Below are 26025 nucleotides of genomic sequence, written 5' to 3' on the forward strand. Positions count from 1 at the left end.
CGCCATGCGTAACGCGTCGAGGACCAGGCCGGCGCGCAGGTGGTTGTCGACGGCCCAGCCGACGACTTTCCGCGAGAATGCGTCGATCACCGAGGCGACATAGCACCAGCCTTCTCCGGTGCGCACATATGTTATGTCGCCGTGTAAGCATTCACCTGGTTTAGGGATCTTGCTGTAGGTGGCGGTTCGTGGGCGTGGCTGATCGAGGGCACCCTGATCCGCCTGGTCGTCGACCGCCTCCCGGGCGAAAGCCGGGAAACGAGGGGATGATCACGTCGAATGCTTCGGTGGGATCGCCGCCGTACGCGCCGGGGTCGGCCAGCGGATCGATGACCCTGGACCAGTGCCAGAACGTCCAGGGCCAGCCATGGGTGAGGATCAGGGGGGTCGGATCGGGGCCGACTCCGGCCTTGCGCCAGTCGTAGCCGGTGCGCCAGTAGTCGACAAGTTCTTGCAGGTAGGCGCGGTTCACGCCGTAATACCAGTCCTCGTTGCCCGCATCGAGCGGCCAGCGAGTCAACTCCAGGCGCCGCTGGAGGTCGGCGAGCACGTCGTCGGGCACGTGAATCGGCGTCGGCTCCAGTGGGAACGGCCGGGTCTCGGCGGCGTGCGACGGCGTGGTTTCGTGGCTCATTGTCGTCTCGTCATCGTCCTCTTCGCATCGTCGTCTTCCTACCGCCGGTCGACGTATCCGGTGAGCCGGTCGACGTAGCGGGTGAGTCCGGCTCGGCCGGAACGACATCGCCGCGTGGGGATCGGGCGCGCGTGACCCGGGTAGGAGACGGCTATGTGGACATGGCTACGAGGGATGGCGGCGCGCCGCCGGGCCCGTTCCCGTTCCCGATCCGGCTCCGGGTCCGGGTCCGGGTCCGGGTCCGTGGACAGTTCGGCCTGGAACCCGTCCGGCTGGTGGTGGTGTCTCGACCACGGACGCGCGGAGAACCCGCCGGATGCGCCCGGTCATCGGCGCCTGGGTCCCTACGGCAGTGCCTCGGACGCCGAGAACTGGCGGCAGGGGTTGGACAGGCGCAATGAGGACTGGGACGAAGCGGACCGCCGATGGGCCGGGGACCGCTGACGGTGGTGCTGCCGGCACGGTCGTCGGCGGTCTCGTCGGCGGACCCGTACGGCGGTGAAGAGCAGCCGCCTCCGCCCGCGCTACCGCACCTCCGAGGACATCATCTGATTGGCCTGCGCATAGGGTGTCGCCTCGGCGGCGCCTGAGAACGTACCTTCTTCGTAGATTTCCCGGGCCGCGTGCAGCACGGCCGCGAGAGCGATACGCGGCAGGAGGGAGCCGAAACTGATGCGGCGGGCACCGAGCAGGCCCAGTTCGGTCACCGACGGGAACGGGGGCGGGCCGACCAGGACGTTCACCGGGCCTTGGACCCGCTTGCAGAGCTCGCGGATGGAGTCCGGGCCCAGTAGGCCCGGGGCGTAAAGCACATCGGCGCCGGCCGCCGCGTACGCCTGAAGGCGGCGTATCGTATCTTCGAGATCGGGGTGGCCGTAGAGAAAGTTTTCGGCGCGTGCCGTGATGACGAAGGGGAAGGGCAGGCTTCGCGCGGCGGCGACCGCGTGGCCGACTCGTGTGACGGCGTCGTCCAAGGCCAGGATCGGCGCCTGCGGTATTCCGGTGGCGTCCTCGATGGACCCCCCGACGGCTCCAGCCTCGGCGGCCAGCAGAACGGTCTCCTCGACGTCCCTGGGCGTCTGCGCGAAGCAGCTCTCGAGGTCGGCGGAGACCGGTAGCGGGGTTGCGGCGGCGATCGCACGGACGTTGGCAAGAGTCAGCGTGCGGTCGATCAGGTTCGCGCCGTCGGCCACACCGTGGCTGAGGGCCAGCCCGGCACTTGTGGTTCCGATGGCGACAAAGCCGGCTTGCGTTAGCAGGCGCGCGCTTCCGGCGTCCCAGGCATTTGCCATGACAAACGGGCTGTCCTGCTCGTGTAGCTCACGGAATATCACCGCTTTGCGATGTTGCGCGGTCGTGTCGTCGTCCATCACATCAACTTTCCTGGGGCCGGTTGGGGCACCGGCGTGGACAGATGAGTTCTACGCGCTGGTCGACGGCCGGTGAGGCGTCGCGGGTGTCGTCATCTTCGCAGGTGTCGCCTGCGGGTTTCGGTGCAACGCCGACATCAACGCCGCCCAGGATATTGCCGCAGGACGTGCGGTGAACGCACGGGGAGGCATGGCACCGGCCGTGCCGGTGAACCGCGGACCTCACCACCACGCACCCCTTTGGTGGGTGTGTAGGAGTTGGGATGCCCACCTTTCAGGGCGGGGAGGAGGTCAGTCGCCAGCCCAGGACGCCCGCGGTGAGGGACGGTGGTCCTATGACCGACGACGACGATGACTGGGCCCCGCCGCCCGTGCCCCACGGCGACGGAGACCCGATAGCAGCCGCGGGCGAGGCGCTCACCGAAGCGGAGACCGCCCTGCGGGCCTACGCCTGGATCCCGGACGCGGACGAAGTCGACGCTGCCGCCGCCATCCTCCACCAGCTGGATGCCGGGCACCATCGCCCCGATGCCCCGGTCCGGTACCTCGTCCACCGGGCGCTGGACGAGACGTACCCGCAGCTGATCGCCTGGCGGCCCCGACCGCTGTACTTGTACGCGGCGGTGAAAACCGTGCAGCTTCTCGCCGCGGCACCGCCCACCGAGGAGCGTGACGATGCCACCCTCGTCGCCTGGGACCGCCTGACCGTCCTACTCCGCGTCGTGTCCGCCACCGCGGGTGGCAGTACCTAGCACCTGCCCGACACTTTCCCAACACCTGCCCGATACCTGCCCGGCGCCGTCCCACCCGCACCCGGTTGCTGGCGGCTGATCCGGATGTGGCGGCCGCAATCGCCGAGGAAATAAGCTACATCGGCCCCCACCGCGGCGAGTCCGGAGGAGATGGTCGCGTTGCGTTTGGAGAGGTTGGCCCCGAGGTTGGCTCCATGGCCGGCGAGCCGGGCCGTCCGGGACCGGCCGGCGACCGCGTGCCCGGGTTGTCCGGAGCGTCACCGAGCCCCGCGCGCGGGGAGACCCGATATAACGATCATGCTGGTCGGTGGGGTGCCGCTGCCGACAGCCCCGGCCCGGCGAGGACCCCGGTGGAGCGGGCGTTCAGGGCATACCTTGATACCCAGATGAAACAGACGCGAAGCGGAGTATCGGTGACTGACTCGACCATCATCTATACACACACTGACGAGGCTCCGGCCCTGGCGACGTACTCGTTCCTGCCCGTGGTCCAGGCGTACGCCGCGACGGCCGGGGTCAGTGTCGACAGCCGCGACATCTCCCTGGCGGGGCGGATCATCGCCAGTTTCCCCGAGGATCTCGAGGAGGCCCAGCGCGTCGAGGACGCGCTCGCCGAGCTCGGTGAGCTGGCCAGGACGCCCGAGGCGAACATCATCAAGCTGCCGAACATCTCGGCTTCGATTCCGCAGCTGAAGGCGGCGATCGTCGAGCTGCAGCAGCAGGGCTACGCGCTGCCGGACTACCCGGACGACCCGAAGACCGACGAGGAGCGGAAGATCCGCGCCCGTTACGACAAGGTGAAGGGCAGCGCCGTCAACCCGGTGCTGCGCGAGGGCAACTCCGACCGCCGCGCCCCGGCCTCGGTGAAGAACTACGCCCGGACCCACCCGCACCGGATAGGCGCGTGGGCACCCGACTCGAAGACGAACGTCGCCACGATGAGCGCCGACGACTTCCGCTCCACCGAGAAGTCCACGATCATCGCCGCGGCCGGCGCGCTGCGCATCGAGCTCGCGGGTGACGACGGCAGCACCACCGTCCTGCTCCCGTCCCTGCCGGTGCTGGCGGGCGAGGTCGTGGACGCGGCCGTCCTGCGGGTGGCCGCGCTGCGCGAGTTCCTCACCGCGCAGATCGCCCGGGCCAAGGCCGAGGGCGTGCTGTTCTCGGTGCACCTGAAGGCCACGATGATGAAGGTCTCCGACCCGATCGTCTTCGGCCACGTGGTGCGGGCCTTCTTCCCGAAGACGTTCGCCACCCACGGCGCGACGCTCGCTGCGGCCGGCCTGTCCCCGAACGACGGGCTCGGCGGCATCCTCAAGGGCCTGGAATCGCTGCCCGAGGGCGAGGAGATCAAGGCCTCCTTCGCCGCGGAGCTCGCCGAGGGCCCCGCCCTGGCGATGGTCGACTCCGACCGCGGCATCACCAACCTGCACGTGCCCAGCGACGTCATCGTCGACGCCTCCATGCCGGCCATGATCCGTACCTCCGGCCACATGTGGGGCCCGGACGGCCGGGAGGCGGACACCCTGGCGGTCCTGCCCGACTCGAGCTACGCCGGCATCTACCAGGTCGTCATCGACGACTGCCGGGTGCACGGCGCCTACGACCCCGCGACGATGGGCTCGGTGGCCAACGTCGGCCTGATGGCGCAGAAGGCCGAGGAGTACGGCAGCCACGACAAGACCTTCGAGATCCCTACCACGGGCACGGTGCGGATCGTCGACCAGGCCGGCACCGTGGTGCTGGAGCAGGCGGTCGCCGCCGGCGACATCTTCCGCGCCTGCCAGGCCAAGGACGCGCCGATCCGGGACTGGGTGAAGCTCGCCGTCACGCGCGCCCGCGCCACCGGTGACCCGGCGGTGTTCTGGCTCGACGAGAACCGCGCCCACGACGCGAGGCTGATCGAGAAGGTCCGGGCGTACCTGCCCGAGCACGACACCTCCGGGCTGCGGATCGAGATCAAGGCTCCGGTCGACGCGATCGCGTTCTCGCTGGAGCGGATCCGCCGCGGCGAGGACACGATCTCGGTCACCGGCAACGTGCTGCGTGACTATCTGACCGACCTGTTCCCGATCCTGGAGCTCGGCACGAGTGCCAAGATGCTCTCGGTCGTCCCGCTCATGAACGGCGGCGGCCTGTTCGAGACCGGCGCCGGCGGCTCCGCGCCCAAGCACGTCCAGCAGCTGCTCAAGGAGAACTACCTGCGCTGGGACAGCCTGGGCGAGTTCCTGGCGCTCGCGGCCAGCTTCGAGCAGTTCGCGCGGACGACGGGCAACGCGCGTGCCCAGGTGCTCGCCGACACCCTCGACCGCGCGACCGCCACCTTCCTCAACGAGGACAAGTCGCCCAGCCGCCGGCTGGGGGGCCTCGACAACCGCGGCAGCCACTTCTACCTGGCGCTCTACTGGGCGCAGGAGCTGGCCGCGCAGACCGGCGACCCCCGTCTCGCGGAGGCGTTCGCCGGTCTCGCCAAGACGCTCGCCGACCAGGAGAAGGCGATCGTCGACGAACTGATCGCGGTCCAGGGCTCGCCGGCCGACATCGGGGGGTACTACCAGCCCGACCCCGTCAAGGCCGCGGCCGTCATGCGTCCGTCGAAGAGCTTCAACGAGGCCATCGCCAGCCTCGCCGGCCTCGGCTGACGAGACCCGAGCGAGGGTCCCACGCCAACGAGGGGGATCCCACGCGATGACGCGATGACGCGATGAGGGGAAGGGCCCCGGAGCCCGGGGCCGGGGCCGGTCCGCCGCCAGGCCGCGACCGTGTCGTGACTCTGTGTAGTGCAATGGCCTCCACCTGTCGCGGCAGAACTTTGCTCCAGTGATGAACCGACATATGGATTGTTATTCCGTCATTGACATGTCCGTCCCCTGAGGTTCATGGGTGGCGCCTAGCGTCAGCCGGGTGGTTGAGCGATTTTCCGGGCCGGTCGGCGATATTGAGCGGGGTCCCGGGCCGGTCGGTGACGGCGACGCGCTGGAGCTGATCAGATCCCGGTTGCCGGGCCTGTCGCCGGCGGAGCGGCGGGTCGCCGATGCGGTGCTGCCGGCGCCGCTGGAGGTCCTGGACATGTCGGTGACCCAGCTGGCCGAGGTGTCCGGGAGCTCGGTCGGGTCGGTGATCCGGTTCTGTCAGACACTCGGCCTGCGCGGGTTCCAGGACCTGAAGCTGCGCCTGGCGCGGCAGGCGATCCCGGTCGAACGGCAACTGCTCGACGAGATCTCCGCGGACGACGGCTCACCCGAGGTGGTCCGCAAGGTGTTCTCGGGGATGGCCGGCGCGCTGAGCGTCGCGGCCCGCGCGGTGGACGCGGGCGCGCTGGACCGCGTCGTAGACCTGATGATCAACGCGCGGCGGATTCTGTTCGTCGCGGTCGGGACGTCGGCCCCGCTGGCCGCCGACGTCGCCTACCGGCTGACGACGATCGGGCTGCCGGCCGTCTACCCGGCGGATGTGCACGTCCAGCACGTGTCGGCGCGGATGCTGGGCCCGGGGGACGTCTGTTTCGCGATCAGCCACACCGGGTCGACGACCGAGACGTTGGCGTCGATGCGTACCGCCGCGACCACCGGCGCGGCCACGGTGGCGCTGACCAGTTTCGCCAGTTCGCCGCTGACCGAGCTGACCGAGTCGGTGCTGGTCGCGGGCAGCCGGGAGACCGCCTATCGGGTCGAAACCATGACCAGCCGGATCGTGCACCTGGTGGTCCTCGACGCGATCTTCGTTCTGATCGCGTTACGGCACCGGCAATCCCAGGACGCGCTGGCCGCGACCGGCGACGTTATCACCGAGCACCGCATCTGATCATGTCTAGGAGTGTCCGACCATGAACACCACTCTCGCCGCCAACCACCTGCCGCCCACGGCGACGCCGGCCAGCTCCACCTCACCCAGGTGATCTCCGTCTTCCCGGGCGAGGCGACCCAGCCGCTGCACCGGGACGAGCTGGCCTGGGAGGCGGTCTCAAACGGTCAGTGCACCGCAGGTGAATCACGTCACCGTGATACACATCATGCGGCCCACCGACAAGGAGGCCGAGCGCGCGGCGAGGCGCTGACCGAGACGGATCGCGAAGAAATCTCCCGTGGGCACGAAACCCCACGTGCACCGGGGCCGTGGCTTGTCGAGTCCTACTGTTGTTCCGCCGGTGGTCTTCCTGCCTGCCTGGCCGGCCGTCCCGTGCACCGGGAACAACTGTAGCCGTGGTGACAATGATTTCCCACGGGACACCGAACACCCGGCCGCGTCAGCTGAACCGCTACGCCCGAAGGTGGTGTTGGGTAATGTCGGGACGTCTGCCGGCGGGCACCAGCCGACGGTTGACGGTAGCTGTCCCATAGTCCATATACAGCGAGGTCCGCCCACGCGCTCTCGCCCATTCGTCGAGCGGGCCGGAGCGTGAACGGATATTTCCCTGTGCTGCCTGTCTTGTTCTCCTCGGGGGTCCCTCGCCTATGCGCCGCCCAGTCCTGCCCTTGGGTATCGCCGCCGCCCTGCTGGTGGTAGCTGCCGGCACCGGCGGTTGTTCGTCCGGAAAGGCGTCCGCGGGCTCCTGTGACACTCCTGGAGTGACGGCGGATCAGATCAGGCTAGGTGTGCTTTACCCCGACTCGGGGGTGCTCGCGCCCTTCTCTGCCGCGCGAGCCGGCCTCGACGCCCGGATCGGGCTGGCCAACGAGCGTGGCGGGGTACACGGCCGGAAAATCGTGTACGACTGGCGCGAGGAAGTCTGGTCGAAGTACCGGAACATGTTCTCGTCGTTCTACATCACCGGATCCGCTATCGACACGTACGGCAGGCTCGTCCAGTCACGCGGGGGAACCAGGGCCGTTCTGCTCAGGACCGCCCTGTCGGCCGGGATCGCGGACACCGGAAGCAAGATCGTGCAGAGCGTGCAGTCAGTCGGCATCCCGGTCGTCGACGAGGTGAGCTACACGGCGAACGCCGACAGCCCGGCGGCGATCGCCCAACGGATCGTCGCGGCTCGCGCCGACACCCTCCTCACCGTGGTCGACGCCCATGAACTCCCCGCCGTGCTGAACGCGATCCGCGCCGCCGGTGGGAATCCCACGGTGATCCTTGCCGCCAGCGGCTACGATGGCCGACTGCTGCGTGATGCGGGCGCCGCCGTTGCCGGCGTCACGGTCCTGGTTTTCCACAGGCCCTTCGAGGCCGGCGGCCCTCCCATCACGAGCTACATCGACGCGATGCGGCGCTACGCCCCCCAGCGGGAGGACCCGGAGCAGGAGATCACGATGATGGCCTACATCAACACCGACCTGTTCCTGCGCGGTCTGGAGGAGGCCGGGGACTGCCCCACCCGGCAGGGTTTCGTCGACGGACTGCGGTCGGTGACGAACTACGATGCCGGCGGCCTGATCCAGCCGATCGACCTCAGGAACAGTCTGGGCCGGCAGAGCACCTGCCTGGCCTTCGTCCAGGTCAACAATGCCGGTACGGCCTTCGGCGTCGTGGCGGAGAACCTGTGTGGCAAGGAAATCACGCCCGGTCGGGCCGCCTCGTGACCCGGGCCGGCCGGGCCCTGATCTGACGCGTCCCCGCCGCCGGGCGATGCGGGCGAACGCCGCGGCCCGGCCGCCGCCGCGGCGGCGGCGAGCAGGCAGCAGGCACCGGCTCCCGCCAGGGCCATCCAGGGGACCCAGCCACCCGGAGGATTCCACTGCGACGAGCCCAGGAACCAGGCCGGTCCATAGATGCCCACGGCGCTGCGGTGCCAGTCTGTCCACAGGCCGACGGTATGCACCGCGACCACCGCCATGACGGCGACGGCGGGCCCCGCCCGGCGCAGGGCCGCGGGGATGCGCGCGGCCCGCCGGGTCAGGATCTCCCCGGCCGCCAAGGGCACCAGCACCGCGATCGGCAGCAGGTACCGCCCGTAAACCGGGAAGCGCGTCTGCCGCAGGACCAGCACGTCGAGCGCCACCGCCACCGCCACCACGCCGATCAGCACCGCGCCGAGGCGGACCCGCTGCCGCCAGGTTCCCACGACGAACGCCGCGCCGAGCAGGACCAGCAGGCACGCGCCCCATGTCCAGTAGGCGAACGAGGGCATCCGCAGGCTCGCCCAGCCGAACACCCCGACCCACTGCCGTGCCCAGGCGGGCGCGTCGGACGACAGCTGCCGCAGCCCCTGTTCCGCGAGCTCACGGCTTATCCCCGGGTGCGGCTGCACGCGCTTCTCCCAGGCCGCGGTCGCGACGACCCCGGCCACGGCGAGGACGATCCACGGAACCGAGAGCCACCCGACCAGCCGGTGCTGCCGGGTCCCCTCCGCTGGCCGGGTCTCTTCTGCTGGCCGGGGCTGCTCGACTGGCCAGGGCTGCTCGACGGCGGGTACCGCATCGACGGCCCGCGCCCGCGCGCGGGGGGCCGCGAGACCGACGGCGATCACCGGGGTGAGCAGCACCCACAGGGGGCCGGACGGCCGGGACAACGCCACCAGCGCGGCGACGAGGCCGAGGGCGGGCCAGATCCACCTCGGCGGCGCGCCCGGTCGACCGAGCCGCAGCGCCAGGGTGAACAACGCGGTCGCGCCCGCGATCTCCATCCCGTTCGTGCCGAGGACGGAACCCAGGAACAACGCCATCGGCGAGACCGCCAGCAGCACGCCGCCGACCGAGAGCAGTCCGGCGCGGGAATCCCAGGAGGCGACGATGATGATCGCCAACAGTGTCACCACGATGGCAGCCGAGGTCGCCCGCCCGGCGTAGAGCGCGCCGTCCGCCGTGTGCGTGCGGGTCATCACGGCACCCTCGACCGCGTAGAGATAGGGCTCATAGGTGCCCACGTAACTGAGGGCCCGCGTCGCCGGCGGCCGGGAGTGCGGACGGTCGAGGCACGCGACGGACAGCCAGTCGCGGAAGAGGTCGCAGGGGAACCCCGCCGCGCCGGGGTTGAGCCCGGCGGGCAGGGCGAAGACGCGGCTGTTGCGATTGATCCAGTCGATCCGTTCGGTGCGGCCCGGTCCGTTGCCGAACGACGGATGTGCCAGCCGGCCGGGTGTTCCCGTCCATTGCCCGGTGCCCGCGCCGACCGCCTTCACGAAGTGGGCGGGCTCGTCGGGGCCGAACCCCGGCGGGTTGGTGCCGACCCAGGCGGCGACGAGCAGGAGGAACCCCGCGACGAGAAGCCGGGGAGGCAGCCGGGACGCACCCGGGGACCGGCCGGCCGTGCCACGCAGCCGGCCCCGCCGGCCCCGCCGGCCACTTCGGCCCCGCCGGCCACTTCGGCCCAGCCGACCCGGCCAGCCCCGCCGGCCACTCCGGTGAGGCGCGGCACTGCCGGGAGTGTCCGTCGTCGAACGGCACTCCGGTCCACCGGCCATGACTCCCCTGCCGCGCCCCGACGCCCGATGGTTCCCTCACCCCATCGCATCCTGTCGCGCCTATCTAACTCCACTGCATGATTGGCGGATTGGCGGGACCGGGCCGGTCTTCCGCGGGTCGCCACCAGGACCCGCCGGTTGGCCTTCACCGGCACGCCGGCCTACGCTCCCGATCCCCGCCGGGTCGTCCGGGTGGGTGTGACAGCCTGAGTTGGTCCCACTTGGGGGCCTGTCCTGCGTCGTGACCTGCGATGCGTCGGGGCACCCATGATGCGTCGGGCATCTACTATGACCGGATGGTTGCGAGGCCGGAGGACGGCGTGAGCTGTCAGGCGCTGACTCCGGTCTTCGCGCTGCTGGGGAAGCGGTGGAGCGGTCTGATCATCAGTACGCTGATGGCCGGCCCGGCGAGGTTCTCCGAGATAGCGAAGCTGGTGCCGGGGGTGAGCGAGCGGATGCTGTCGGGCCGTCTCACCGAACTCGTCCAGGTCGGCCTCGTGGAGCGTGAGGTTCTCGAGGGGCCGCCGGTGGCGACGCGTTATCGGCTCACCCCGCGGGGCGAGGGGCTGCGGACGGCGCTGCACGAGCTGGAGGTATGGGCGCAGGAGCATCTCGTCGCGCGCGGGGAGCCGCCGTCTCCCAGGACTCCTTGACCGGGGCTTGCTGACCGGGGCTTGCCGGGCTGGTACTTGTCGGGCCGGTGGAGGTGCCCACGGTCCGTCGCGAGCCCGGATGATCTCGGGGCGCGGGCTCGCGACGGCGCGGGACCGGTTGGGGAGCCGGGTTGATCAGGGGGCGATGAACTGCAGGTCGAGCTCGATCTTGACCTTGTCGGAGAGGGCGAGCCTGCCGGCACCGAGCGGCAGGTTGAAGGTGATGCCATAGTCGCCGCGGCGGATCTCCGTCGTCGCGGCGAAGCCGGACCGGACGCGGCCGTCTACGGGGTGAGTGTCGACCCCGTAGAACTCGACCGCCAGGGTGACGGGTCTGGTCACTCCGTTGATCGAAAGATCGCCGGCGAGTTCGTATTCCTCGTCGCTGCCCGTGACGGACGTCGAGGTGAACGTGATGGACGGGTGGGACGCGAGGTCGAAGAAGTCGGCGGAACGCAGGTGCGCGTCCCGGTCGGGCTGGTTGGTGTTGATCGAGGCCAGGTCGATCTCGGCGCCGACGGACACCGACTCCAGGGTGTCGCCGACCGACAGCGTCGCGGAGAACGTGTCGAAGCGCCCGCGGACGTTGGTGACGCCGAGATGGCGGACCTGGAAGTTCACGCCCGAGTGCGCGGGGTCGAGCGTCCAGGTACCGGCGGCCAGGGGCAGCGGAGCGATGTCGGACGGGGATGGCGCGGTCACGGGACCTCCAGGTCGATGATCGACGGATGGGGCGGTGGCCGTTGCGGCTGCAACGGTACCCCTACAAAACATTAGTGGCTAACGAAATACAAGGGGTAGCGGGGTCCTGGACCGCTGCCGGTTCAATGCCGGTGCCGGTCCTCATGGGGGTGTCAGTCATGCCGCGTAGGCGGAGTGAGGCTTTCGAGACAGCGGCCGGGGTGCGCATGGCCGGATCCGCCGGTGGGGGAGCGGTCGGTGGCGGAGTTCTGTGAAAACGGCGCGAAGGCGGTGGCGGAGGAGGCGACGCGGGCCCGGGTGGGCCGGGAGTTCTTCGCCGCGCATCCGCTGGCGGATCTCGCGGGTCGGTCCGGGCGCTGGCTGGGGAGCCGGGGTCGGATCATCGAGCCGATGTTCAAGGCGCCGGGTGCGGACCGGTACGCGCCGATCGGTTGGGACGAGGCATTCGGGATCATCGCGGGGGAGCTGAACGCGCTGGACAGTCCGGATGAGGCGGTGTTCTACACGTCGGGTCGGACGAGTAACGAGGCGGCGTTCGTCTGGCAGCCGTTCGCGCGGATGGTGGGGACGAACAACCTGCCGGACTGTTCGAACATGTGTCACGAGTCGTCGGGGGGCGGCGCTGTCGGCGACGATCGGGATCGCTCCAGCCTGCTCGGGCGGGGCACGACCCTGGCGGATCAGTTCCTGCAGATCCGGGTGAACGGGGACCCGGCGTTGTTCCAGGCGCTGACGGTCAACACCTGCGAGGTGCTGCGGGTCCCGCCGGGACACCTGCTGCTGCAGGCCGTCCGTCCCCACGACCAGTACAACACGACGATCTACGGCATGGACGACCGGTACCGCGGGGTGCGCCGCGGCCGGCGCGTCGTGTTCGTCCACCCGGACGACCTCGACGAGCTTGGTATCGCCGACGGCACCCACGTCGACCTCGTGCGCCCACTCGAAACCCCGGCGCAGGGTGTGTCCCGGCGGCTGGTCTGCTGGTCTGCGTCGTGCGAGACCGGGTTCTTGACGGCGGTTGCCGGGAGGATACGGCGCTCCCAGCCGAACAGGTAGAGCAGGATGGAGACGAAGGTGAACTTGAAAAGTTCGAAACCCTGTGCGGAGTTGATGAGGGAAGCGACCAGGAAGGGTATGAAGAGGGCGGCCGATGCCGGCCGTCCGGCCAGCCGCAGCAGGATCAGGAAGACCGCTGCCAGAAGAGTGCACGCGCCGATCCGACCGACATCGAACAGCCAGGCCAGGTAGAGGGAGTTGGCCGCGTAGTTCCGGCCGTCACCGTATTTCTTGGCGAGATAGACGGAGTTCGAGTTCGGGCCGTAGCCGATGTTCGGATGACCGTTCTGCCGGGCCTCGGCCATGACGATCCGCGCGCTCGTGTAACGGCCGTTGGCGGTGGCGGGTGCCGTGTCATCGCCCAGCGCGCCGAGTCCGGCGACGAGCCGGCCGAACGCGACCGTCAGGCCGTTGTTGCTGGCCAGGTAGCCGGCCGGCGGCGAGGACGATCGTCCGGCGGCCCCGGGCAGCCACCGCTCGAACCCCGTTGAGATAACAGAAGGCCAGGCTGATAGAGGCGGTGAGCAGGACCGTGGGTGATGTGGTCAGCAGACCGGCGAGGACGACGAGTGCCAGGTTTCGCCACGACCTGCGCCGGACCGCCAGCAGGATCAGCACGGAGATGACTGGGGCCCAGGACGAGGGCTCGGCCAGCAGCCCGCGCAGCCGGGGCGTGCCGCCGGAGCCGGGGTCTACCCACACCGGCGCCGGTAGGACGGCGGCGACGGCATAGCCGGCCAGGGCGATCCACACGCAGCCCAGTGACATCCGCCAGAAGACGTGTTCGAGGTGGCGGCGATCGAAGAAGAATGCCGCGAAGACGGCGATCGAGGTGTAGAAGACGCCGAACCGCAGGCTTGCCGCGAGGTATTCGGCCGCGCCGTCCGGGCCCACCGGGGCCACCGGGGCCACCGGGGCCACCGGGGCAAGGGAGTAGAAGCACATGACCGTCGCGATGAAAAGTACGGCCAACAGGCCGCGCAGCGCGTTCAAACACCCAGGTCGCCAGCCGGGCGTCCGGCCCGATCAACTCGTTCTGCTGGGTCTGCTCCGCGGTTTTCGGGGCGGTGTCCCACATCCCGGGGGAGCCGGCGGAGGTCGGATCGGGGGCAATCGTGACCGATCTCATCGCCGGCACCGTGGATTTCCCCCAAGGGGCATAGACGCCGTGATTTTCCCGAAGCCCATATGGAGCATGGTAACAGCCACCGGAGCGCTTTCTCCCGGCATCCCTCGGCGGTGGGGGGCGGGTGTCGCCGCGGCGACCCTTTCCGGGGATCGACTGCCTATAACCGGTCCTTCGCGGGCGACGCACGCGTTCAGGGCCGGCGGCCCGTGCCGGAAATCACCTTCGCCGGCGCATCCGTCTTTTTGGTGTGATCACACTACGACTGTCGGTGTCGGGAGCGTGCTCCCGGTGCCGACGGTGCTGCCCATCAAGCGATGGATATCTGACCAGGCCACCTACATTGGCCCTCCGGGCAGGGCGTGATGGCAGCCAGCAGGTGGCGGTCACCCGACGGGCGGGCAGAGGGCGCGATGAAGACACCTGAGCGGCTGTTCGATCTCCCCGGCACGGTTGCCATCATCACCGGCGGAAGCCGGTAGGCCGTTCGAAGCCCGTGTGCGGTGGTTTTCCCCGCCCGGGTCGACCTGCTGACCGCATTCATCCTGGACAGGCCCACTTTTAGGATCACCGGCGTGGCGACAGGCCCACTTCTAGCGTCACCGGCATCGCAATGCACACGCGGGAAGGAAGTCACATGCAGGAAAGAGGCCACGTGCAGGAAAGAAGTCATGTGCCACTGGGGCGTCATATGCGGGAAATTGGTCACGTGCGGGAAGGAGGTCACATGCGGGAAATGGGTCACGAGCAGGAAACGGGTCATGTCCAGGAAGGAGGCCACGCGCCGCAGAGACGTCACGTGCGGCTGGTACGTCACGGGCGGCAGGACATCGTGAGGAGGGGACGGCGTTCCCGGCGGCGCCGGACCGTCATGGGGCTCGTCCTCGCCGCGACGACCGCGGTGACGGCCACCGCGACGACCACCGCCCTCATCGACCCCGCCGCGGCCACCGGGCCAACCACGGCTTGGCGTCACACATCCTCTTACCGCGGGGATGTGGTCTCCGTCAAACGGCTACGGGTCCTGTCGGCGGAGTATGTGCGGGCGGTCCTGGCCGGTACCGGGTTCGACGCCGATCCGGAGGTGATCCGGTCGGGGGTGCGGACCTACCGGGTCGTGTACTACACGATCGACCCCCGTGGACGTCGGACGACCGCCAGCGGCCTGGTGGCGCTGCCGCGCACCGAGGACCGCTGGCTACGGGTTGTCTCCTACGCCCACGGCACCGAGATCAACCGCACGGACGCCCCGTCGACCGCGACCGATCTGGAGGCCAACTCCTGGGGGCAGGCCCCGGCCCTCACCTACGCCGCCGCCGGGTTCGCGGCGGTCGCCCCCGACTACCTGGGCTACGGCGTCGGGCCGGGTGACCATCCGTGGTTGGACGTCCCCTCGGAGACCAGCGCGTCGCTGGACCTGCTCCGCGCGGCGCGCACTGTCGCCGAGCGTGAAGGCCGGAAGTTCAAACGGGATGTGCTGGTCACCGGGTTCTCCCAGGGCGCTTCGGCGGCGACGGGACTGGGGAAGGCGCTGCGGGCCGGCGCCGACCCGTCGTTCCGGCTCGGTGCCCTCGCGCCCGTCAGCGGAGCCTATGACCTGCGCTCCGTGGAGCTGCCGGCGTGGCTGAACGGGCAGGTCGCATGGCCCTTCGGCGTCGGCTACACCGCCTTCTTCCTCGTCTCCTGGAACCGCCTGCACCACCTGTACCGCTCGCCGGCGGAGGTGTTCCAGGACCCGAAGGTCGCGACGCTCTTCGACGGCAAGCACACCGGGGAGCAGATCCTCGCCGGCCTGCCGGCGACCACCGACAAGCTGCTCACCCCACACGGCTTCGACCTGCTCCGCAACCCCCAGGGCCGGCTGGCCGTGGCGCTGTGGGCGGCGGACAAGACCTGTTCGAACTGGAACCCGAGGGTGCCGGTCCGGCTCTACGTCGGCGGCGCCGACCATCAGGTTCCGCGGGCCAACAGCGAGCACTGCCGGGCCGCGTTCCTGGCAAGGGGCGCCGACGCCCCGATCATCAACCTGGGACCCAACGTCGGTCATCTCGACTCCAACAAGGCCGGTACGGCCGCGGTCGTCCGCTGGTTCCGGCAACAGGTGCAGCAGTAACAGCGAGCTGACGGACCAGGACGATCCATGGTCCCCGGCCATCGCCGGTCCCATCGCCGGCGATGGCCGGTCAACCGGCCAGCGAAATCGGACGTCGGCGGGCGGCACTCGTGGGTGGGACGGAGGGACCTCCCGGCTCATCGGCTTCAGCGTTCGTCGTCGGGGCTGTTCGTCGTCGGCGCTGTTCATCGTCAGCTGCGGTCAGGTATCTCGGTGCCTCCGGGGAGTGCAGACAAGATAATCAACGGTGTTGACGACGTTCCGGCCGCCATTTTTGATCATGGCTAGATTCGGAAAGGCCACACCGGGGGCCCGATGGTTTCGGTGCGGACGGGGAAATTGGGGCTGGGCATGTTGACCTCGAGGCCGAGCCTCTTGTTGATTTTGAGAGCGCGATTCGCGTAAAAAGCGAGGATTCGCGGGGCCACCGACGCCACCGTGGCGGTGGCCGGCTCGGGTATGACGGCCGAAACTATCGCGGCTATGTCGACGCCGTTAGCGACCATCTCGGTCTCCTCTCTGGTGAAGAAGATCTTCCAACCCTTGTGGACGCTGGTGGCGGATGCCATTGATGCTCCGTTTATGTCTGACATCAGGTCCCGACAGGCGACAGGCTTGCACCAGCGCGACGGAGACTCGACGGTAGTTCGCTGATGGCGCAATAAGCACTTACTTGCGGTAATGGCACCAACTGGGCGTTTCCGCGGGCAGGATGCGGCCGACCGGGCGGGTGGCCAGCCGTCGGACGACGACGGTGCGGTGGGCGCTCTACACATCCCTGAAGCCCATAGGTGGCCCATGACCGGCGTTGACCGTCTGAACGATCTTCCTGTCCGGGGGGATGCCAGCCCCGCTCAAAGGAGGAAAGAAGGAAAGGAAAAAGGCGGGAAGGGGGAAATAGCCAGATAAAGGAAGAAATGATCGGGCAGCGGGAAGCGGAAAAACCAGGCGCACGCAGCCCGCCGTCCAAGGGCGGCTCAGGAGTGGTTCAAGGGCGGTTCAAGGGCGGGCCAGGCGCGGATCAGGCACCGTGGCGTCGCTCCCTGGCGGCGAAGCTGCGCAGGGCGCGCAGGAAGTCGATCTCACGGAACGCCGGCCAGTACGCCTCGCAGAAATACAGCTCCGAGTAGGCGCTCTGCCAGAGCAGGAAGTTGGACAGCCGCTGTTCCCCGCTGGTGCGGATCACCAGATCGGGGTCGGGCTGGCCGGCGGTGTAGAGGTGCTGGGCGATGTCGTCCACGGTCAGCGTCGACGCGACGTCGGCCAGCGAGTCCCCCGCCTCGGCCCGCTCGTACAGCAGTTCGCGCAGGGCCTCGATGACCTCCTGGCGACCTCCGTACCCGACGGCGAGGGTGACGTGGGCGCCGGTCGTGACGCCGCGGGTCGTCTCCACGGCATCCTTGAGGACACGGGCCGTGCTGTCCGGCAGCGTGTCCAGCATGCCCGCGAGATGGACCTGCCAGCGGGCGTCCGGCCGCCCGAGCCGGTCGGCCACCACCTGCTCGATCACCTGCATGAGGAAGGCGACCTCGGCGTCCCCGCGCTGCTGCAGGTTCTCCGTCGAGCAGACGAACACGGTGACGTGTTTGATCCCGACAAGCTCGCACCAGGACAGGACGTCCTCGGCGTGCTCGGCGCCGTACTTGTGGCCGAGGCTCGGATTCGCCATGCCCATCTCGCGGGCCCAGCGGCGGTTGCCGTCCATGACCAGCCCGACGTGCGCAGGCAGTGGACCCGCCATGACCTGCCGACGCAGGCGACGGGTGTAGAGCGCGTAGAGGGGGCCGGCCGTCAGCTGCACCTTCGATTACACCTTCGATTGTGGGGCGCCCGGCGATCGCGGGGCACCCGGGGGAGGAGGAGTTCGGGGAGAGCCCATGGTCGGAATGGGCCTGTGGTTGATCTGTCGTGGGTGTCGTGGGTGTCGTGGGTGGGGGAGTGGTACGTCGGGATACCAGTGTGCCCCCTCCCGAGGAAGGGCTTCCGCGGGGGCTCGGGCCGACGTCGCGATCGGGCGGTCCGCCGGTCACAGGACCGCCACCGGCCCACCCACCCCGTGCAGGTCCAGCGCCGGAACCACCAGCCAGTTCTCGTAGCCCCCCGCCCGGGCGTGCCGGTTCGCCTCGGCTGGTGTCACGAAGAACCCGACGACACCTTCCACCGCCCGATCCGGCCCGATGAGGACCGCCAACGCCCAGAGCGGGCCGGATCGCTGCGGATTCGCGGCCGGAATGTGCGACCACACGTCCGACCAGCTCGACTGGTCAGTCGAGGACTCCATCATGCACCCCTCTTCACGCACCCCTCTTCACGTAGCTCGTCCGGAGCCGCCCACGGCGGCCATGGCGGACGAAGGTCGACCGGTGAAAACCGTTGATATCACTATCGGTGCCGCTCCTGCGTCTTACGGTGACATTCGGTAAGTTTCTGTCCATACTCTCGCCACGGCGCTCCAGATGAGCATCTTGGCGCCTCGGGCCCCTCTTCCGTGCCTATTTCAACACGAGCGCCGGCTGAGACATGACACACGGACCACCGTTCGGCGATGCTTTGATGATTTGAGTTCTTCGGACCCGTTCCAGGCCTTCGCGGTCGGCGGCCCAGCGAGGGAGTTCGCGCAGGTTGCCCGCCATGGCCCTTGGCCTCTCGCCGGGCACCGCGGGGTTCAAACGTCTGCACGTGCATCCGGCTCTTACGATGGGACCGGACCCGATTCTTCTAGAGTATGCACGCGCAGGTGTACGCGCGTGCGCATGCGCGTACACACGTCACACATCATCACCGCGCCACCATTTCCCGTGATCTGGGTGCAACAACCCATCACCCGGGAGAGAATGGTCAGCCCCTGGTGGCCTGTTGTTGCGCGTTCGCGTAGACAAGCTGAAGTAGGTCGGAGCCGGTGACCACCGTGAAGACGGATGCGGCGAGCCGCGTCGGCCGAGGCACGACGACCAGGCCGAAGACGAAGCCGGTGGCCACCCACTGCGCGGTGCAGAACGGGCAGGTGAGTAGCTCACCCACGCTGTGCCGGCCCGGGGGGTGCTCGCGGACCTCCTCGGCGAGTTCCGCCGGTCCCGCGGTGCCACGGAAGCGGGTGAAGGGGGCGCGCAGCGGGCTTGTCACCGGGTCCTTGGCGAGAATGCGGCTCAGCTTGTGCGTGGCGATCGTGACGAGAATCAGGTCGGGGACCGCGAACCGCTCGGGCAGGACCGCACCGGACACCCGGCCGATCAGCCCGAGAGCCGCGCACAACCCGCTATACGCCGACAGGGTGGCGAGATAGCCGCGCAGCGGGCGGGGCTCGTCGCCCGCGTACTCGCTCTGTTCCTGGCGCGCCGTGTTGGTCAGGCGGGCCAGCACACCGGTTTTCGGGGTATGCGTCATGTCGGATGCCTGCCCACCGTCTCCGACGGTAACCAGGCGGAGCACGCCCCGCGACACGCCCCGCCGGCCGCCGCCAGCGGCGGGCCCGGCGGAGGCCACCGGGTGCCACCGCCCGGGTCCGCGCGGCAGGAGGAACGGTCATGCTCTCGTCGGCCGGCCCGGACGAGTTTGCCGCAGCTTTCGGGGTTGCCGCAGCTTTCGGGGTCGTCGACCGGGTCTCGTTCAGGACTCCGGTGCCGCGTCCCCGTGGCCGTTCGCGCTGGCACGCCGAGTGGTCGTGTTGAACATGCGGGTGAGGTACTCGGTGCGCAGGACGCCGCGGCCGTCGGCTCCGATATAGCCGACGTCACGGGTGAGATAGCCCTCGGGGTAGGTGTAGCCGGCGGCGGTGACCTCGCCGTTGCGGGTCCACCAGGCTTTGCGCTGGGTGTGGCAGCGGTCGCAGGCGTGGATGACGTGGTAGGCGCGGGCCTCACGGTCCCAGGTGGCGCTGTGGGGCTGCCAGCGATGTCCCATGGTGCGGCATTCCACGAAGCTCACAGGCAGCTCGTGCGCCCAGGACTCGATGCTGCGACGGGGGGACTGCTCGGCCATCAGGGTGTTGGCCCCTTTCCGGGGAGACGGTGCGCGGGACGGGAACGACGAACGTAACGGTGGGAGAACGCCGACGGTCTCCTGGAGTGATCCTGCCATCCGGACCTGGTGTGGGTCTCTTCGGTGGGCATGCTGGCGCGCCCCCTGTGACCAGGGTGGATCGGCAACGGACGGCCCACTGTAGTGGGTACGGAGGCAGCGTTGTCGTGCACGCGATTCACGAGGCCGCCTGCTTCACTGCAACCATCGACACTTTCGGTGAACGGCCTGCCGTCGTGCGGTGCGCGGGACTGGGCCTTGAGGCCGAGGTGGATGTGCACGGCTTCCAGCACGCTCACCCGGCCATGGCCGCCGATGGCGAGCACGACAGGCCAATGATCATATTCTTGCCTGTGGGTGCCCCCGCGGTAGTGGCATGCAATCGTGGAAGAGTGCAGGCACATCGGCCCATGGGCGGTCACGGGGGCGCGAGCCGGACCGCGGTGCTGGTGTGCCAGGGGCGGGCCGTTGCGCACGGGCGCATCGCCATCGACCGGTTCGACGATCCGACAGCAATGATGTTCCTGCGCGCCGACGAACGGGGCGTTGTCGAGTGGGTGCGCGGCGGTGTCCCGCCGCGGGGGTGGGGGGCGCGGCTCGAGTTCGAGATGGTGCGGGCCTGCGGTGAGGTGATGGTGCCGCGTACCGTCGCCATCGACGAGGCCCTCCGGGAGGCCGTCGGCGATCGGGGGGTGCGGCGGGCGGAGCAACTGGTGGTTCTCGGCGCGGGCCTGGACGGGCGGCCCTGGCGGATGCCGGAGCTCGCCGCCGTCGCCGTATTCGAGGTCGATCATCCGGTGTCCCAGCGGGACAAGCTCGACCGGCTCGGAGACGCGGATCGGCCCGGGGAGGCGGGGCCGCCGGGAACGGCACCGCGTTCCGGAACGACACCGCGCTTTGTGCCGGTGGACTTCAGCCGCGACGACCTCGATGCGGCCCTGACGTCGGTAGGGCATCGGCCGACGGTGCCGACGGTCTGGATCTGGGAGGGTGTCGTGCCCTACCTCACCCGGGGCCAAGTCGCCGCCACGACCCGGGTCGTCGCGGGGCGCTCGACCCCGGGAAGCCGCCTGATCGTTCACTACCACACGCCGACGCTCTCGGCGCTTCTCGGCCGGCTGGCGGCACGGGTGCTAACCATCGTGTCACGGCGCCCCGATCCCCTGGCCCGCGAACCCAACCGCTCGGCATGGACCCCCGCCGCGATGCGTCGGATGCTTGCCGCCCACGGCTTCACCGTCCGCCGCGACGACGACCTGCTCACGCTCGCCCGGTGGCTGGCGGTGCCGGTCCGGCACCGCCAGTCGCTGCGCAACGGCCACGTCGTCGTGGCCGACCTCCTCGTGGCCGACCCCGGCATGGTCTGACCCGGCATGGTCTGACCCGACACGGTCTGGCGCCACCTCGCGCGCTCCGCTCACCCGGACCGATCCGCCCGTCACCCTGATCCGCCCGTCACCCTGATCCGCCCGTCACCCGATCTACTTACAGTACGTAGTTCCCTCGTGGGTTTCGGTTGGGGTTGACCGGGGATGATGCCCATGGCACCCGTGCGGGAAACCCGACGAGACCGCACTCGGCGATCGTGGCGACCGACCGGCAAGACACTGCGGACCGTACACCGGTCGGTCGTCTCCGCGGCCGGTCACCTGCCGTCCCGGGGTACCGGGCGCCCGGTGGGCAAGGGGAGCATCCAGGCGCTGATCGGACCGGAGGAGGCAGATCACCGGGGCACGTCACCGGAGGAGGTGGGGAGGGGTCGGGTCAGAGCCGGTTGCGTAGCAGCTGCTTGCCCTCCTCGGCGCCCTTGCGGCTCTCGTTTTGCGCCCGGCGGAACAGGCTCGCCAGTTCTTGGTCGCCGTCGCGCTCGGCGTCGCCGATGTAGGTCTCCAGCCGCAGCGCGTTGCTCAGGCACCTCTCCGTGAACCACAGCAGGTCGTACTGGGCGTCCTTCGTGCCGGTGACGTTCCCGGTCTCGGCTGTCGTGGTCATTTGATCGGCTCCCTTCATCGGGGTCTGCGGATACGGATCCTTCGGAGTACCAGTTCCCGCACGGGCCGCTCTTACCCGTCTGTCCGTCCGTGCCCCTCTGTCCGTCTGTGCCCGTCTGTCCGTCCGTGCCGCCGGAGAAACCGAACGGCGGCATCGAGGCGACAGTCTGGACCGACAGCCCGGACCGCGGAGAAGGGCGAAACCCACGAGGTCCGGGCCGCGCTGATTCAGCTGGCCGGGTCGGCGGATCGGCGTCCGGGCAGGTACCAGACCGCGAGGCCGATCAGGACGGCGACCGCGGCGATGACCGCGCCGCCCAGGAAGGCGCGCGCGGCGCCCGTGGCGACGCCGTCCGCGCCGGTGAACAGGGTCAGCAGGACGGCGAGGCCGAGGGACCCGCCGACCGACAACGCGGACTGGAGCACGGCGGAGGTGACACCGACATCCTCGGGAGCGGTCTGCGACAGGACGATGAGGTTGAGCGGCACCACGGCCGCCCCGGCGCCCGCGCCCAGCAGGATGATCGGGGCGAGGACATCGACGGCGTAGCGGCTGCCGGCGTCGAGCAGGCTGAGCCAGAGCATCGCCAGGATGATCACGGTGAAGCCGATGAGGGCCAGCGCCCGCGGGTTCAGGTGGGCGAGGATCCTGGGCACGGATCGGGCGGTCAGCAGCAGGGACACGCCGAACGGCAGGAACGCGAGCCCCGTGACGAGCGGCTCCAGGTCGAGGACCCGCTGGAGGAACTGGGTCAGGAAGAATAGGAAGCTCGTCAGCACGAACGCCATCAGCAGCAGGTCGACGAACGCGCCCGCCCGGCCCCGGTGGGTGAGCACCCGCAGGGGGAGCAGGGGCGACGCCGCCCGCGACTCCCGCAGCGTGAAGCCCGCCAGGACCACCACACCGCCCGCCAGACCCGCGACGGCTCCCGGGTCCGTCCAGCCCGAGTCGGCGGCCCGCACGAAGCCGAACACCAGGGCCGTCATGCCGAGCACCGACAGGACCGCCCCCGCGAGGTCCAGGGCCGGCCGATTGGCCGCCCGAGGAGCGGGGGGCACCACCCGGGCGGCGAGCACCGCGACGGCGAGGCCGATCGGAGCGTTGATCAGCAGCGTCCCCCGCCAGTTCGTGAGGTCGGTGAGGATCCCCCCGAGCACCATGCCGGCGGACGCCGCGAGCCCCGTCACCGTCGAGTAGACGGCGAACGCCCGTTGCTGGCGCACCCCGGTGAAGGTCGTCGCGAGCAGCGCGAGCCCCGCGGGGCCAGCCAGCGCCGCCCCGCCGCCCTGCAGGACACGGCCGGTGAGCAGCAGGCCCACGCCCGGTGCGAGTCCCGCGAGCAGGGACGCGGCGGCGAGCCGGCGGACAGGCCCAGATCCGTCTGAAGATCGGGTAGCGTGACGGTGACGATCGTGCCGTCGAGCTGAAGCATGAACTCGGCGCCGACGATCGCCGCGAGGACGAGGCCGAGCACTCCCGGGGTGTTCTGCTCCAGTGCTGGCTGTTGATCCTGGAATGCCAGCTCAGCGATGAGGGCTGGGCGTTGCAGCGGTTGCTGTACGCCGAGGCCCCCCACATGCCCGACCTGTACGACGAGGTGGTGTCGCTCGGGGGGCAGCCGGTCGTGAACGCCTTGGCCGGATGGCTCGCGCGGCTGGCGAACCGCGGGCATCTCGACGTCGATGATCCCGAGAGCGCCGCGAGCCAGTTCATGTCGCTCGTTGCCGGAGACCTCCCGGCGTTGTCGGCGTTGGGCACCCGGCCCATCCGCCCGGTCGACCTCGACGACGCCGTACGCATGGGCGTGCGGACCTTCCTGCGGGCCTTTGCGACCCGCCGGCACGCGCGGCCCGCCCGCTCGCGTCCGCCGCTCGCGGCGAGCCACCCGCCGTCCGGTCCTCTCCCTGTCGACTAACTGGCGGGGCTGTCTGGGTTATCTGGGCTGTCTGGGCCGGTGGGGTCGGCTGCGACGTCCTGCTTCGTGAAACGTGAAATGGTTGGGGGGATCGGCAGACCGAGGGACTCACGGAAGGTTCCGCCGGTGTACTCGCGCTGGGTCAGCCCGCGTTCCTGCAGGATCGGGACCACCAGCTCGACGAAGGCCTCCAGACCCAATGCCGCTGAATTAAGCGACACGCGGGAGCGTTACGGTTGGTGGCCCGACGTGACGGGTGGTGATGTGGGTATCGCGTTTAACGAGATAGCTGTTGTGGCGGGCTCGTTTGATGACTCGGGGGCAGGTGCGGTGGCGGATCGGGTTCTTCCGGCGGCGGAGGTCGCGGTGGACGCGGGTGAGGGTTTTCTCGTGGTCGTCAGGGGGAAAAATCCGCCGGCCCGGTGATCTGGCGGCGGATGACGCGGAGGGCGCGGGTGAAGGAGAGCCGATCAGGGTCTATATCGACTTCTTCGGCCGCGTCGGCCATGACTTTTCGGATGGCGTGGTGGGTGAGGAGCATGGCCCAAACTTCCTGGCGGACCATTTCTGGGGTTTTCGAGCGGAGGACACGTCCGTTCCCACGCTGGCTAGTCTTGAGTCCCCCGATGCTGATTTCCTCCTGCCAGCGCTCGCTGTAGGCGGCGGCGAGCAGCGGTGCGGGAGTGTCGGTGGGGTCAAGCACAGTGGTGATCAGACAGATGATTTCTTTTACGTCGCCGTCGCCGCGGTCCGGGATTTCGTACTCCACGACGCGGACGGTCATCGCCTCGTCAGGGTCAAGGTCCGCGCCGCGCCGGGCATTCTCCACGAGGGTGCGTCGCCGGCTGGCGGACGGCCCGCCGGCGAGGACGACGGAGCGGTAGGAGCCGTCGGGAAAGCTTTCCAGCACAGGAAGGGTGAGATTCGCCTTGACACGCCACATGAGGTCGGCGCCGGTCTCCGTGGCGGCACGCCACAGCTCATAGCCGTAGAAATTACGGTCGGCTATGACAAGCATGCCGGGTTCCAGCCGGCTTAGTAGTTGCATTGAAATAACTTGATTATTGAGCCTTTTCAGTGCGCCCAGCAGACTGGAGGTGACGCCGTGTAGACGGCTGATCTACCTGTCGTAAGCTCGTCGTCGCTTGCCGGTGGAAGTCCGGTCCGGGTAGCTGCCAGGAGGCCCGGTAGCAGGCTGGCGGCTTCGTCTGGAAACGGGCGGGGTCGAAGCCCAGCGTCAAAGGCCCTGCGAGGGGGAGCGACAGTGCGGTCCGCAGCATAAAGCGAAGCCTGCGGCGTCGTTACTCAGCCCGTTCTTTGAGCGGGACAAGGGAGTGCCGAGCCCTTCGGAATCGGGGCGAAGGCCATGGAAGCGGCGAAGATCATGGAATTGCAGCCGTGAGGAACTCCTCGGCGTATGGGGCGCGGAACGTACTGATAGTGGCGGCGGGAACTGGGGAGGCCCTCCCCGGCCTGGCAGGCTGCGGAAATCTGCCGGAGAGCCGTGCCCTATAACCGGTGATCCCGGGAAGTGGGTGGCGGGCCGGGTGGGCGTCGGAGGCGGCCATATTACCGATCGAGCCGACCGGACAGCATAACCGGCGGTGAGGGGAAGGGCCGCTGCTTCGTCGATGCGTGCGGTTGGAAAGGAGGGGCCCGGTGAGTGCCATGGTTGCTAGTCCCGCCGCTGGTGGATCCCGTGGGGATTCGGTCCGTGCCTTGCAGCACACGCTTTACCGGACGGCCAAGGCCGATCCCGGACGGAGGTTCCATGCGCTCTCGGACAAGGTCCACCGTAGGGACGTCCTGGAGCGTGCGTGGGTTCAGGTGCGCGCCAACAAGGGGGCATCTGGCGTCGACCACATCACGGTGGCCCAGGTCGAGGAGTACGGGGTTTCCCTGCTCCTGGATGATTTGGCCGCCGAGCTGCGGGAAGGAAGGTATCGGCCGCTGCCGCTTCGGCGGGTCTGGATCCCGAAATCTGGGGTGAAGGGCGGGTTCAGGCCGCTGTCGATTCCCGCTGTTCGTGACCGTATCGTGCAGACAGCTACCAGGATCGTGCTCGAGCCGGTCTTCGAGGCTGACATGGCCGAATGTTCGTTCGGGTTCCGCCCGCGGCGTTCGGCGCACGACGCCCTGCGGGCTCTCGTCGAGGAGTGCGCGCGGGGCAGGCGGTGGGTGGTGGAGACGGATATCGCCTTGAACGGGCGCCGGCTCCAGTCGTTCCGCCATCTGGCGGCGGCGATAGTTGGCCGGGCGGTGGCCGGAGGGGTGCCGTAAATAGAGAAGTCCCCGGTAGATCACCGGGTGTCTACTCCACTGTGCCCTTGACCGAGGACTTCCGTTG

General features: G+C 69.3%; 24 protein-coding genes and 2 pseudogenes. 10 read left to right on the forward strand and 16 right to left on the reverse strand.

What is annotated here, in order from left to right:
- The 3 genes and pseudogenes from AC08OV_RS13065 to AC08OV_RS13075 form a co-directional block, all read right to left on the reverse strand.
- Positions 1 to 150, reverse strand: a pseudogene (locus tag AC08OV_RS13065) (DDE-type integrase/transposase/recombinase); the annotation flags it as partial.
- 10 nt (positions 151 to 160) lie between these two features.
- Positions 161 to 634 carry an epoxide hydrolase family protein gene (locus tag AC08OV_RS13070; protein WP_476614670.1) on the reverse strand — a complete coding sequence of 158 codons (474 nt, stop codon included), beginning with the start codon at positions 632 to 634 and terminating at the stop codon, positions 161 to 163.
- Positions 635 to 1158: 524 nt separating this feature from the next.
- Positions 1159 to 2004 (reverse strand): isocitrate lyase/PEP mutase family protein, encoded by an 846-nt coding sequence (locus AC08OV_RS13075; RefSeq protein WP_476614669.1) that lies wholly within the window; start codon positions 2002 to 2004, stop codon positions 1159 to 1161.
- Positions 2005 to 2339: 335 nt separating this feature from the next.
- Between AC08OV_RS13075 and AC08OV_RS13080 the strand changes: the two genes are divergently transcribed.
- The 4 genes from AC08OV_RS13080 (at position 2340) to AC08OV_RS13095 (ending at position 8281) form a co-directional block, all read left to right on the forward strand.
- The gene (locus AC08OV_RS13080) at positions 2340 to 2756 is read left to right on the forward strand and encodes a hypothetical protein (protein WP_476614668.1); all 417 of its coding nucleotides are present in this window, start codon (positions 2340 to 2342) and stop codon (positions 2754 to 2756) included.
- Positions 2757 to 3169: 413 nt separating this feature from the next.
- A complete protein-coding gene (locus AC08OV_RS13085) occupies positions 3170 to 5398 on the forward strand; it encodes an NADP-dependent isocitrate dehydrogenase (protein ID WP_476614667.1) in 2229 nt (742 codons plus the stop codon).
- A gap of 262 nt (positions 5399 to 5660) precedes the next feature.
- Positions 5661 to 6560 (forward strand): MurR/RpiR family transcriptional regulator, encoded by a 900-nt coding sequence (locus tag AC08OV_RS13090; RefSeq protein ID WP_476619728.1) that lies wholly within the window; start codon positions 5661 to 5663, stop codon positions 6558 to 6560.
- A 650-nt stretch (positions 6561 to 7210) separates the two neighbouring features.
- On the forward strand, positions 7211 to 8281 hold the full coding sequence (locus tag AC08OV_RS13095; protein ID WP_476614665.1) for an ABC transporter substrate-binding protein: 1071 nt from the start codon (positions 7211 to 7213) through the stop codon (positions 8279 to 8281).
- Between the two features lie 350 nt (positions 8282 to 8631).
- Here the strand turns inward: AC08OV_RS13095 and AC08OV_RS13100 are convergent.
- A pseudogene (locus AC08OV_RS13100) lies at positions 8632 to 10101 on the reverse strand (DUF2142 domain-containing protein); the annotation flags it as partial.
- A 296-nt stretch (positions 10102 to 10397) separates the two neighbouring features.
- Here AC08OV_RS13100 and AC08OV_RS13105 point away from each other — a divergent pair.
- Positions 10398 to 10754, forward strand: coding sequence for a winged helix-turn-helix transcriptional regulator (locus AC08OV_RS13105; protein ID WP_476619729.1), 357 nt, complete (start codon positions 10398 to 10400; stop codon positions 10752 to 10754).
- Between the two features lie 135 nt (positions 10755 to 10889).
- Here AC08OV_RS13105 and AC08OV_RS13110 read toward each other — a convergent pair whose 3' ends face one another.
- Complete coding sequence (locus AC08OV_RS13110; RefSeq protein WP_476592751.1) at positions 10890 to 11456, reverse strand: YceI family protein; 567 nt, start codon at positions 11454 to 11456, stop codon at positions 10890 to 10892.
- A gap of 237 nt (positions 11457 to 11693) precedes the next feature.
- Between AC08OV_RS13110 and AC08OV_RS13115 the strand changes: the two genes are divergently transcribed.
- The gene (locus AC08OV_RS13115) at positions 11694 to 12515 is read left to right on the forward strand and encodes a molybdopterin dinucleotide binding domain-containing protein (protein ID WP_476619730.1); all 822 of its coding nucleotides are present in this window, start codon (positions 11694 to 11696) and stop codon (positions 12513 to 12515) included.
- Between the two features lie 354 nt (positions 12516 to 12869).
- Here AC08OV_RS13115 and AC08OV_RS13120 read toward each other — a convergent pair whose 3' ends face one another.
- Both AC08OV_RS13120 and AC08OV_RS13125 read right to left on the reverse strand, forming a co-directional pair.
- Entirely contained in the window at positions 12870 to 13508 is a 639-nt protein-coding gene (locus tag AC08OV_RS13120) for a hypothetical protein (RefSeq protein WP_476615495.1), read from the reverse strand.
- A 443-nt stretch (positions 13509 to 13951) separates the two neighbouring features.
- Complete coding sequence (locus tag AC08OV_RS13125) at positions 13952 to 14440, reverse strand: hypothetical protein (protein WP_476619731.1); 489 nt, start codon at positions 14438 to 14440, stop codon at positions 13952 to 13954.
- Here AC08OV_RS13125 and AC08OV_RS13130 point away from each other — a divergent pair, their 5' ends adjacent.
- Positions 14441 to 15754: a lipase gene (locus tag AC08OV_RS13130; protein ID WP_476619732.1), complete on the forward strand. Its 1314-nt coding sequence runs from the start codon at positions 14441 to 14443 to the stop codon at positions 15752 to 15754. It begins immediately after the preceding gene.
- Between the two features lie 284 nt (positions 15755 to 16038).
- Here the strand turns inward: AC08OV_RS13130 and AC08OV_RS13135 are convergent, their stop codons facing one another.
- From AC08OV_RS13135 to AC08OV_RS13155, 5 genes are all read right to left on the reverse strand, one after another.
- The gene (locus AC08OV_RS13135; protein ID WP_023841456.1) at positions 16039 to 16323 is read right to left on the reverse strand and encodes a hypothetical protein; all 285 of its coding nucleotides are present in this window, start codon (positions 16321 to 16323) and stop codon (positions 16039 to 16041) included.
- Positions 16324 to 16775: 452 nt separating this feature from the next.
- Positions 16776 to 17549 carry a polyprenyl diphosphate synthase gene (gene uppS / locus AC08OV_RS13140; RefSeq protein ID WP_476592757.1) on the reverse strand — a complete coding sequence of 258 codons (774 nt, stop codon included), beginning with the start codon at positions 17547 to 17549 and terminating at the stop codon, positions 16776 to 16778.
- Between the two features lie 231 nt (positions 17550 to 17780).
- Positions 17781 to 18035, reverse strand: coding sequence for a hypothetical protein (locus AC08OV_RS13145; RefSeq protein WP_476619733.1), 255 nt, complete (start codon positions 18033 to 18035; stop codon positions 17781 to 17783).
- 557 nt (positions 18036 to 18592) lie between these two features.
- Positions 18593 to 19138, reverse strand: coding sequence for a DUF1360 domain-containing protein (locus AC08OV_RS13150; RefSeq protein ID WP_476616237.1), 546 nt, complete (start codon positions 19136 to 19138; stop codon positions 18593 to 18595).
- A gap of 222 nt (positions 19139 to 19360) precedes the next feature.
- Positions 19361 to 19831, reverse strand: coding sequence for a hypothetical protein (locus AC08OV_RS13155; RefSeq protein ID WP_476619734.1), 471 nt, complete (start codon positions 19829 to 19831; stop codon positions 19361 to 19363).
- Between the two features lie 350 nt (positions 19832 to 20181).
- On the opposite strand from AC08OV_RS13155, the gene AC08OV_RS13160 reads away from it, so the two are divergent.
- On the forward strand, positions 20182 to 21138 hold the full coding sequence (locus AC08OV_RS13160; RefSeq protein WP_476619735.1) for a class I SAM-dependent methyltransferase: 957 nt from the start codon (positions 20182 to 20184) through the stop codon (positions 21136 to 21138).
- Positions 21139 to 21535: 397 nt separating this feature from the next.
- Here the strand turns inward: AC08OV_RS13160 and AC08OV_RS13165 are convergent, their stop codons facing one another.
- Positions 21536 to 21763 (reverse strand): hypothetical protein, encoded by a 228-nt coding sequence (locus AC08OV_RS13165; RefSeq protein WP_476600792.1) that lies wholly within the window; start codon positions 21761 to 21763, stop codon positions 21536 to 21538.
- A 227-nt stretch (positions 21764 to 21990) separates the two neighbouring features.
- On the reverse strand, positions 21991 to 23082 hold the full coding sequence (locus tag AC08OV_RS13170; protein ID WP_476615620.1) for an MFS transporter: 1092 nt from the start codon (positions 23080 to 23082) through the stop codon (positions 21991 to 21993).
- Between the two features lie 185 nt (positions 23083 to 23267).
- On the opposite strand from AC08OV_RS13170, the gene AC08OV_RS13175 reads away from it, so the two are divergent.
- Positions 23268 to 23678 (forward strand): TetR/AcrR family transcriptional regulator C-terminal domain-containing protein, encoded by a 411-nt coding sequence (locus tag AC08OV_RS13175; protein ID WP_476615619.1) that lies wholly within the window; start codon positions 23268 to 23270, stop codon positions 23676 to 23678.
- On the opposite strand, the gene AC08OV_RS13180 is transcribed toward AC08OV_RS13175, so the two are convergent.
- Both AC08OV_RS13180 and AC08OV_RS13185 read right to left on the reverse strand, forming a co-directional pair.
- The gene (locus AC08OV_RS13180; RefSeq protein ID WP_476615618.1) at positions 23675 to 23899 is read right to left on the reverse strand and encodes a hypothetical protein; all 225 of its coding nucleotides are present in this window, start codon (positions 23897 to 23899) and stop codon (positions 23675 to 23677) included. The genes AC08OV_RS13175 and AC08OV_RS13180 overlap by 4 nt on opposite strands.
- A 176-nt stretch (positions 23900 to 24075) precedes the next feature.
- Positions 24076 to 24726, reverse strand: a complete 651-nt coding sequence (locus AC08OV_RS13185; RefSeq protein ID WP_476615617.1) for an IS4 family transposase — start codon at positions 24724 to 24726, stop codon at positions 24076 to 24078.
- 671 nt (positions 24727 to 25397) lie between these two features.
- Here AC08OV_RS13185 and AC08OV_RS13190 point away from each other — a divergent pair.
- Positions 25398 to 25958, forward strand: coding sequence for a hypothetical protein (locus AC08OV_RS13190; RefSeq protein WP_476615616.1), 561 nt, complete (start codon positions 25398 to 25400; stop codon positions 25956 to 25958).
- Positions 25959 to 26025 lie beyond the last annotated feature (67 nt).

The sequence above is a fragment of the Frankia sp. CeTa3Moorea genome (assembly GCF_978021225.1).

Excerpts from the sequence above, each read along its gene's own strand:
- AC08OV_RS13070 (WP_476614670.1), bottom strand. The coding sequence starts at position 634 with ATGAGCCACGAAACCACGCCGTCGCACGCCGCCGAGACCCGGCCGTTC.
- AC08OV_RS13075 (WP_476614669.1), bottom strand. The coding sequence starts at position 2,004 with ATGGACGACGACACGACCGCGCAACATCGCAAAGCGGTGATATTCCGT.
- AC08OV_RS13080 (WP_476614668.1), top strand. The coding sequence starts at position 2,340 with ATGACCGACGACGACGATGACTGGGCCCCGCCGCCCGTGCCCCACGGC.
- AC08OV_RS13095 (WP_476614665.1), top strand. The coding sequence starts at position 7,211 with ATGCGCCGCCCAGTCCTGCCCTTGGGTATCGCCGCCGCCCTGCTGGTG.
- AC08OV_RS13105 (WP_476619729.1), top strand. The coding sequence starts at position 10,398 with ATGGTTGCGAGGCCGGAGGACGGCGTGAGCTGTCAGGCGCTGACTCCG.
- AC08OV_RS13135 (WP_023841456.1), bottom strand. The coding sequence starts at position 16,323 with ATGGCATCCGCCACCAGCGTCCACAAGGGTTGGAAGATCTTCTTCACC.
- AC08OV_RS13145 (WP_476619733.1), bottom strand. The coding sequence starts at position 18,035 with ATGGAGTCCTCGACTGACCAGTCGAGCTGGTCGGACGTGTGGTCGCAC.
- AC08OV_RS13150 (WP_476616237.1), bottom strand. The coding sequence starts at position 19,138 with ATGACGCATACCCCGAAAACCGGTGTGCTGGCCCGCCTGACCAACACG.
- AC08OV_RS13155 (WP_476619734.1), bottom strand. The coding sequence starts at position 19,831 with ATGGCAGGATCACTCCAGGAGACCGTCGGCGTTCTCCCACCGTTACGT.
- AC08OV_RS13160 (WP_476619735.1), top strand. The coding sequence starts at position 20,182 with ATGGGCGGTCACGGGGGCGCGAGCCGGACCGCGGTGCTGGTGTGCCAG.
- AC08OV_RS13165 (WP_476600792.1), bottom strand. The coding sequence starts at position 21,763 with ATGACCACGACAGCCGAGACCGGGAACGTCACCGGCACGAAGGACGCC.
- AC08OV_RS13185 (WP_476615617.1), bottom strand. The coding sequence starts at position 24,726 with ATGCAACTACTAAGCCGGCTGGAACCCGGCATGCTTGTCATAGCCGAC.